The 7,171-nt window shown below is 31.6% G+C and carries 9 protein-coding genes; 2 read left to right on the top strand and 7 right to left on the bottom strand.

Annotation, left to right across the window (positions count from 1 at the left end):
* The 4 genes from FD36_RS05910 to FD36_RS05930 all read right to left on the bottom strand — a co-directional run.
* A partial coding sequence (locus FD36_RS05910; protein WP_235803518.1) for a DUF4422 domain-containing protein occupies nt 1-367 on the bottom strand: 367 nt, incomplete at its 3' end.
* Nucleotides 368-485: 118 nt separating this feature from the next.
* Entirely contained in the window at nt 486-1,688 is a 1,203-nt protein-coding gene (locus FD36_RS05915; RefSeq protein WP_056958747.1) for a hypothetical protein, read from the bottom strand.
* A gap of 226 nt (nt 1,689-1,914) precedes the next feature.
* Nucleotides 1,915-2,292: a hypothetical protein gene (locus FD36_RS05925; RefSeq protein WP_056958752.1), complete on the bottom strand. Its 378-nt coding sequence runs from the start codon at nt 2,290-2,292 to the stop codon at nt 1,915-1,917.
* A 21-nt stretch (nt 2,293-2,313) separates the two neighbouring features.
* Entirely contained in the window at nt 2,314-3,312 is a 999-nt protein-coding gene (locus FD36_RS05930) for an LCP family glycopolymer transferase (protein WP_056958754.1), read from the bottom strand.
* Between the two features lie 303 nt (nt 3,313-3,615).
* Here FD36_RS05930 and FD36_RS05935 point away from each other — a divergent pair, with 303 nt between their 5' ends.
* Together FD36_RS05935 and FD36_RS05940 are read left to right on the top strand one after the other, a co-directional pair.
* A complete protein-coding gene (locus tag FD36_RS05935) occupies nt 3,616-5,757 on the top strand; it encodes an ATP-dependent Clp protease ATP-binding subunit (RefSeq protein ID WP_056958756.1) in 2,142 nt (713 codons plus the stop codon).
* Nucleotides 5,758-5,841: 84 nt separating this feature from the next.
* Nucleotides 5,842-6,039 (top strand): hypothetical protein, encoded by a 198-nt coding sequence (locus FD36_RS05940; protein WP_056958758.1) that lies wholly within the window; start codon nt 5,842-5,844, stop codon nt 6,037-6,039.
* Between the two features lie 42 nt (nt 6,040-6,081).
* Here FD36_RS05940 and FD36_RS05945 read toward each other — a convergent pair whose 3' ends face one another.
* From FD36_RS05945 to FD36_RS07010, 3 genes are read right to left on the bottom strand one after another with little or no spacing between them, the layout of a single operon-like run.
* Nucleotides 6,082-6,852: a tyrosine-protein phosphatase gene (locus FD36_RS05945; RefSeq protein WP_056958760.1), complete on the bottom strand. Its 771-nt coding sequence runs from the start codon at nt 6,850-6,852 to the stop codon at nt 6,082-6,084.
* Nucleotides 6,849-6,992, bottom strand: coding sequence for a hypothetical protein (locus FD36_RS06710; protein WP_180993837.1), 144 nt, complete (start codon nt 6,990-6,992; stop codon nt 6,849-6,851). The genes FD36_RS05945 and FD36_RS06710 overlap by 4 nt, the downstream gene beginning before the upstream one ends.
* Entirely contained in the window at nt 6,955-7,119 is a 165-nt protein-coding gene (locus FD36_RS07010; RefSeq protein WP_082610642.1) for a DUF4422 domain-containing protein, read from the bottom strand. Before FD36_RS07010 ends, FD36_RS06710 begins: the two co-directional genes overlap by 38 nt.
* Between the last annotated feature and the right edge of the window lie 52 nt (nt 7,120-7,171).

A 7,171-nucleotide genomic window follows, 5' to 3' on the forward strand; every position in this document is an offset into this window, starting at 1 on the left:
TAATTGTTTCAATGTAATAATTGCGTTTTTTTGGCAAGATAACTGGAGCTTTTTCCAACAACTTTTCTACTTGTTTTTTTGTGAGAACAATATTCAAATCTCTTTTAAAACCCAAGCTAAATAATCTTCTATAATGAACTAGTCCAACAGCATCAACATTATTTAGGTTTTTCCAAGCCCAGTAAATAGCTGTCAACTCATTATAATTAGGATTTTTATCAGAAATGTTATCTCCATGATTATCAAGTTCAAATCCAATTTCACCATTGTAGTTCTTATTTGCACCAACCAAAATTGGTAAATATAAATCACTATCAGAAGGCATTGGGTTGTCCTTATGAGTTGCAACTAATATTTTAATTTTCATTTTTTCACCTTTTACTGTAGATTCGTTATTAACTTTTGCCATTTTAATTAATTATCCTCATAGAAACAAAAAGTTTGTTTTTTAACATCATACTATACTGTTAAAAAACAAACTAACTTTATCCAACATCCTGAATCCCTTTATTTTGATTTATTAAAACTTTTGTCATAAACAAAGTCGCATTAAATCCTATGATGATGAACATTGTTGAAAATGTTCCTTCAATCATAGTAACAACAAAAATAATTAGTAAAGCAGCATAAAATGTTTTGTTTTGTTTAATAATTAAAATAAAAGATAATTGTAATGCTAAATATAACAAAACAAACGAAAACAATCCATTCATAAAAAGGACCCTAGAAAATGAAGAATCAATAAAGAAATAATTAGTAACTTGTTTTAAGGTTGATCCATTACCCTGCTGAGCAATATACTGACCAAAAATTTTTAAAGGAAAACGGTGACTTGCAACTGAAACATACATTAGTCGATTACTAAATATGTCATTTAAAATATACCAAACTTTACTAGTAGGTTTATAACAGTAGGCAGATAAAATTGTCCATAAACTGATTAACGTAGGCATCATAACAATTGTAGCCTTAAAAATTGAATTTTTTAGTAGTTTTTCATAATATCTCCAGCAAACAGCTACTGAAAGAATAATTGAACAAAACAAATCATTTCTTGTGTTAGTCAATATATATAAGAAGAAGCCCACTGCTAAAACAGATAAACACGTAATCGCTATAAACTTTTTGCTTGTATTTTTAATATGCCAACAAACAAAAGAGGTACAAATGAAAAACACGATAGAAGATAGCACCGTTGGATAACTCTCTCCCAGAGAATATCTAAAAACGCCATTTCTAAAATAAGCTAAATTGAATAAAATTCCAAATTTTGATGAAAATATTGTGATAACCAAGATTGAAAGCATTGTCCAAAAGCTTGTTTTGAAAATGCTTTTAAGACCAATATTACGAGAACCACAAATGAAAACATATGCATTCAAAACATCGTGTGAACGTGCTTCTTTGGCAGAAATAGCTAGCAAAATCCCGATAAACAATAAAATCAAAAGCTGTTTTGTCGAAGAATCATTGAAAAAAATAATTTTTATAATACACATAAAAATACTAATATATTCTAAACCGACGCAAACATTAACAAACATTTGATATTGTACTGGAAACATCGTTAATCTTAAATTGCTACTAATTATAAATATAACGAATGAAAGTAAAAATAGTTCTTTGCCAATTTCTTGTTGATTATTTTTAATTTTATTTAATTTTAAAATAATTAAACATCCTTTCAATAATTAATTTGATAATTTAACATAGCAATTTACTTTTCCACTGTTTAAAAGATGAAATTGTTTTTTTGAACCCTCGTCATTCTCATAGTTTTTATACTTCCAATCATAAGTAGGAGATTTTATAGTTATGATATTTTTCCGATGTAAATTTTTCCCTTTTGGATTATATCTCAATGTTTTATTCTTCTCTGATCCTTCATTATAAACATTTACTGTAATTCTATGTTTATGCTTTTTTTTTATTGTCAGCAGATACAAAAGCTTTACCATTTACCTTGTCAACACTTAGGACTTTCATATTTTTGGTAATTTTAACTTTTTTACTTTCAACAACTGCCTGTGGAGGGTCAGCTTGAATAACTATGTGTTTTACAAAAATCAAACTGAAGCAAAATAGAATTGGAATAACTAAAAAAACAATATCTAAAATTGATAAAGACTTAAACTTAAAGGGCAGAAAATTGTTTCCATTTTGATTGAAATCTAGATAGAAGAAAAATCCAACCATAAAAATAATAGATAAGCTGATAAAGGTCATCATTATATTATTATTTAAAAACATGTTTATTTTAAACTCAAAGTACTGTAAATCAGTATATTTCAAACCTTATTCACACTCCTATCCCTAGTTGTTGACCGCAATGTCACCAGTCTCAGCTTCTGGTAGTCCTAAATTGTTTCTGATTTGATTAGTAGTGTTTTGTAATTCTGATTCTGGTGTTACTTGCATAACTGAATCATTAATTTCTTTACCAGTTTGTCCTTGGATGTATGAATTATCCATGTTATCACGAGCTCCAAGATATCCTTTAGTGATTGAAGTTAAATCACCAAAAGTCATATCAGTTTGAGTTGATTTAGATAGCGAATTAATAAATCCAGGATTCAATAGAGCTTCAACGGAACCACTATCTTTAGCAACTGCTTCAAGTACTTGGCGTTGACGTTTTTGACGACCATAATCATTTTCAGAATCATCGTATCTCATTCGAGTATAAGCAAGAGCTTTTTTACCGTTCATATGAGTAGTAACTCCCTTAGTGAAGTGATAACCTTCATAATCAAAAGTTAAAAGTGGTTTGATGTTAACGCCACCAATTTGATTAATAATTTGTTCCAATCCATGCATGTTAAGAACAGCATAGAAATCAATTGGAATGTTCAACATTTTTTGCACAGTCTCAATTGAAGTTTTGGAACTACCGTAAGCATAAGCGGAATTAATTTTGTTAACCCCTTCATCAGCAAATCCAGGAATGTTAACGGCTGTGTCACGAGGAATACTAGTAATTAGTGTTTTCTTAGTTTTTGGATTGATTGTAATTACCATCATTGAATCAGTTCTTCCCTTATAGTCACGTCCCAATTCACCAGTATCAGTTCCCATCAATAGAATTGAGATTGGTTTCTTCTGGCTCAATAACTTAGAAGTATTACGTTCCTTAGTTATTCCAGAATCTTTATAAGCACTATCAACAGCACCTTTAATTGAGGCAAACTTATAAGCTCCAAATCCTAATAAAATTAAAATAAGCACTGCAATCACTGATAAAATAATATTTCTTTTTTTATGATTCTTGGGTTTATTTTCAAATTGACTTCTTTGAATACGACTCTCTTCCATAGTTTGGGCTCCTCTTTAAAACGATAATTAGACAATTTTTATAAAACTGTAATTAGACAATATTTACATTTTAACAAACAATAGCGTAATTTTAAATATTTTTTCTATTGTATCGCTTTTAAATTAAATTTAGATCTGATTAATTAAATCTTAATTTTTGACCATTTTTGACTAAAATTGAGCAAATAACTAACCTTCATTACTCAGCCGTTTTATAATATAAGTACGAAGTTGAAAACAACTTTATCTAATCAGGGTGCTAATTATAGGTGCCCTAATATAACTTGGAAGAAGGATTATACAATGGCAAACAACGGTTTTGGAAACGACCCATTTGGCGGAAGCGGAATGGATGACATTTTCAATAGTTTATTTAACAACATGGGAAATGACGCAAATGCTCGTTACTCTGTTAATGGACACGTACTAACTCCTGAACAAGTCGCAGAAATGCGTAGAACAGGTCAAATTCCTGGTCAAATTGGTAGTCATAACGGTGCTACCCCTACTCAAGCAAAACAACAACAAAAGGCAGAAAGTTACCTTGATAAAATTGGCCGTAACTTAACTGATGAAGCTAAACAAGGTTTTCTTGATCCAGTTATTGGTCGTGATAAAGAAATTCAAGAAACGGCTGAAATTTTAAGTCGTCGAATTAAAAATAACCCAATCTTAGTTGGTGATGCCGGTGTTGGTAAAACTGCTATCGTTGAAGGTTTAGCTCAAAAAATTGTTAAGGGAGATGTTCCTGCAACAATTAAAGACAAACAAGTTATTTCAATCGATCTTTCTTCATTAGAAGCCGGTACTCAATACCGTGGTGCTTACGAAGAAAACATCCAAAAATTAGTTGAAGAAGTTAAAGAACGTAAGAACGTTATCTTATTCTTTGATGAAATTCACCAAATCGTTGGAGCAGGTGCTTCAGGTGACGAAACTGGTGGTAAAGGTTTATCAGATATCTTGAAGCCAGCTCTTTCACGTGGTGAAATATCTGTAATTGGTGCTACTACTCAAGACGAATACCGTAACACAATTATGAAAGATGCTGCTTTAGCACGTCGTTTCAATGATGTTGTAGTTAACGCTCCTAGCAAAGACACTACTTTTGAAATCTTAAAAGGAATTCGTAAATCATACGAAGATCATCATCAAGTTAAATTACCAGATGATGTTTTGAAAGCTGCAATTGAATACTCAGAACAATACATTCCTCAAAGATCATTACCTGATAAAGCAATTGATCTTATCGATATGACAGCTGCTCATTTAGCTGCTAAGAACCCTGTTACTGACAAGGTTAGTCTTGAAAAAGAACTTAAAGCTGCTAAAGCCCAAAAAGCTGCACACGCTAAAGCTGAAAAATTCGAAGAAGCTGCTAAAGATAAAGCTAAGATTGCTGAAATCGAAAAGAAACTTAAGAGTGAAACTGATGACACTGAAACACCAGTTGCTAAACCTTCTGATATTGCAGATTCAGTAGAACGTTTAACTGGAATTCCAGTATCACAAATGAGTACTGACGATATGGAACGTTTGAAGAGTATGGACAGTCGTTTGAAATCACACATCATCGGTCAAGATGAAGCTGTTGACGCTGTAGTTGATGCCATTCGTCGTAACCGTGCTGGTTTTGATGACGGTAACCGGCCAATCGGTTCATTCTTATTCGTTGGACCTACTGGTGTTGGTAAAACTGAATTAGTTAAACAATTAGCAAAAGACATGTTTAACGATGAAGATTCAATTATCCGTCTTGATATGTCAGAATACCAAGATGAAACTGCTGTTTCAAAGATGATTGGTGCTACTGCTGGTTACGTTGGTTACAACGATAACGGTAATACCCTTACTGAACGTGTAAGAAGAAATCCTTACTCAATCGTCTTACTTGATGAAATTGAAAAAGCTAACCCACAAGTTATTACCCTATTACTTCAAGTAATTGATGACGGTCGTTTAACTGATGGTCAAGGTAACGTGGTTAACTTTAAGAACACAGTTATCATTGCAACTTCAAATGCCGGATTCAGTAGTGATGCAATCACTAAGAACCAAAAAGAAGATATGAAGATTATGGATCGTTTAGCTCCATACTTCAGACCAGAATTCTTAAACCGTTTCAACGCTATTGTTGAATTCAGTCACTTAACTAAGGAAGACTTAAGCAAGATTGTTGATCTTATGATTGATAACTTGAACGACACCTTAGCAAGAAAAGACATGAAACTTGAAATCAGCGATGAAGTTAAAAACTGGTTGATGGAACAAGGTTACGATGAAGCAATGGGTGCTCGTCCACTCCGTCGTGTAATTGAACAACAATTACGTGATAAGATTGCTATGTTCTACTTGGATCACCAAGAAATTAAGAATATTAAAGCTGTTCTTGATCACAAGAATGACACAATTAAAATTGAAGCTAACGAAAAAGCAAGTAAATAATTAGCTGCTAGCTTAAAAGACATAACCATTTTGGTTATGTCTTTTTTGTTATATACTTATTTTAAAAACGATAAGGAATTATGTATGAAAATTAATAAGTTAAAAGTTTTTAAAATTGTCGCACTTGTTATAAGCTTGCTATTTCTCTACTTGCTATTTAAAGATTATCAACCACAAATTGAAATGTTGTTTAACCCAAAAAAACGGAGCTTAGCTGTTGCACAAATTAGAGATCACGGTTTAATTGATGTCGTACTACCTATCCTTAGTTATATTAGATAAAATCATCAAAAAAATACATACTAAATATTATTTTAATGTTAATTAAAACAAACCTAAAAATTTCTTTTTTTTCTTAATAGGCATAATTGTACCTTGCTCGATATCGTCACCATTTAAAATAGCTTTTGCATTGTATTCATAACGAGCCACCATTTTAATGCCAAACTGTTTTTTTAATTTATTGTAAGCATCGCCCATTCTGTAACGTCTACCTTTAAAATTATGTGCATCTGAAGCAAAAGTAGTGCCTAAATTGGCTTTAATAATTTCTTCAGTAAATTTTTCTACTTCTTTTCCAAATACTCCTAAATAACTACTTGCAGTTAATTGTGTTGCAGCTCCTTGTTCAACAAAAGAATACAACAAATCATGGTCATCTTGAAATCCATGATTTCTTTCAGGATGTACGATAACTGGTGTAATCCCACGAGCAATTAATTCAAATAACATATTTTCTGTGTATTCAGGAACACCGGTATGAGGTAACTCTAACATAAGATAACGATTATAAGGATCAGCAAATAATATATCTCCGTCATCAATTTCATAAAGTAATTCTCCAGTAATATGAACTTCTTGCCCAGGAAAGACTTTGAAATTAATACCATGATCATTAATTTGTTTTTGGAACTCAGCTACCTCTTTTTCTACATCATTCTTATGGTTGACATATTCTCCGTCCATATGATGAGGAGTCAATAAAGCTGCAGTAATCCCTTCTTTTTCTGCTACTTCAGCTAATTTCAAAGATGTTTCCATATCTGGCGAACCATCATCAACACCGGGCAAAATATGACAGTGAATATCTATCATTTGTCATCAACTCCATAATATCCACCATAACCAGCAGATTTTTTGGCATTTACACGGTTCATAACAGACCCAAGAATCTTTGCATTAACTTTTTTAAGTTGTTCAACAGCACCTTTTACTTGAGATGTTAATTCCTTCATTATCAAGTTGAAATCCCTTTTGACCATTAAAATTTTTGTCAGCACCCACTAATATAGGCATATACAAATTTTTATCTTTTGGCATAGGTGCATCTTTGTGAAATGCAACAAGAATCTTAATATTCATTTATAAACCTCACTATTTTTCTAATTTATCTGCTAAATCAATGATATAAGCC

This window comes from Fructilactobacillus sanfranciscensis DSM 20451, assembly GCF_001436035.1.
Lineage (GTDB): Bacteria > Bacillota > Bacilli > Lactobacillales > Lactobacillaceae > Fructilactobacillus > Fructilactobacillus sanfranciscensis.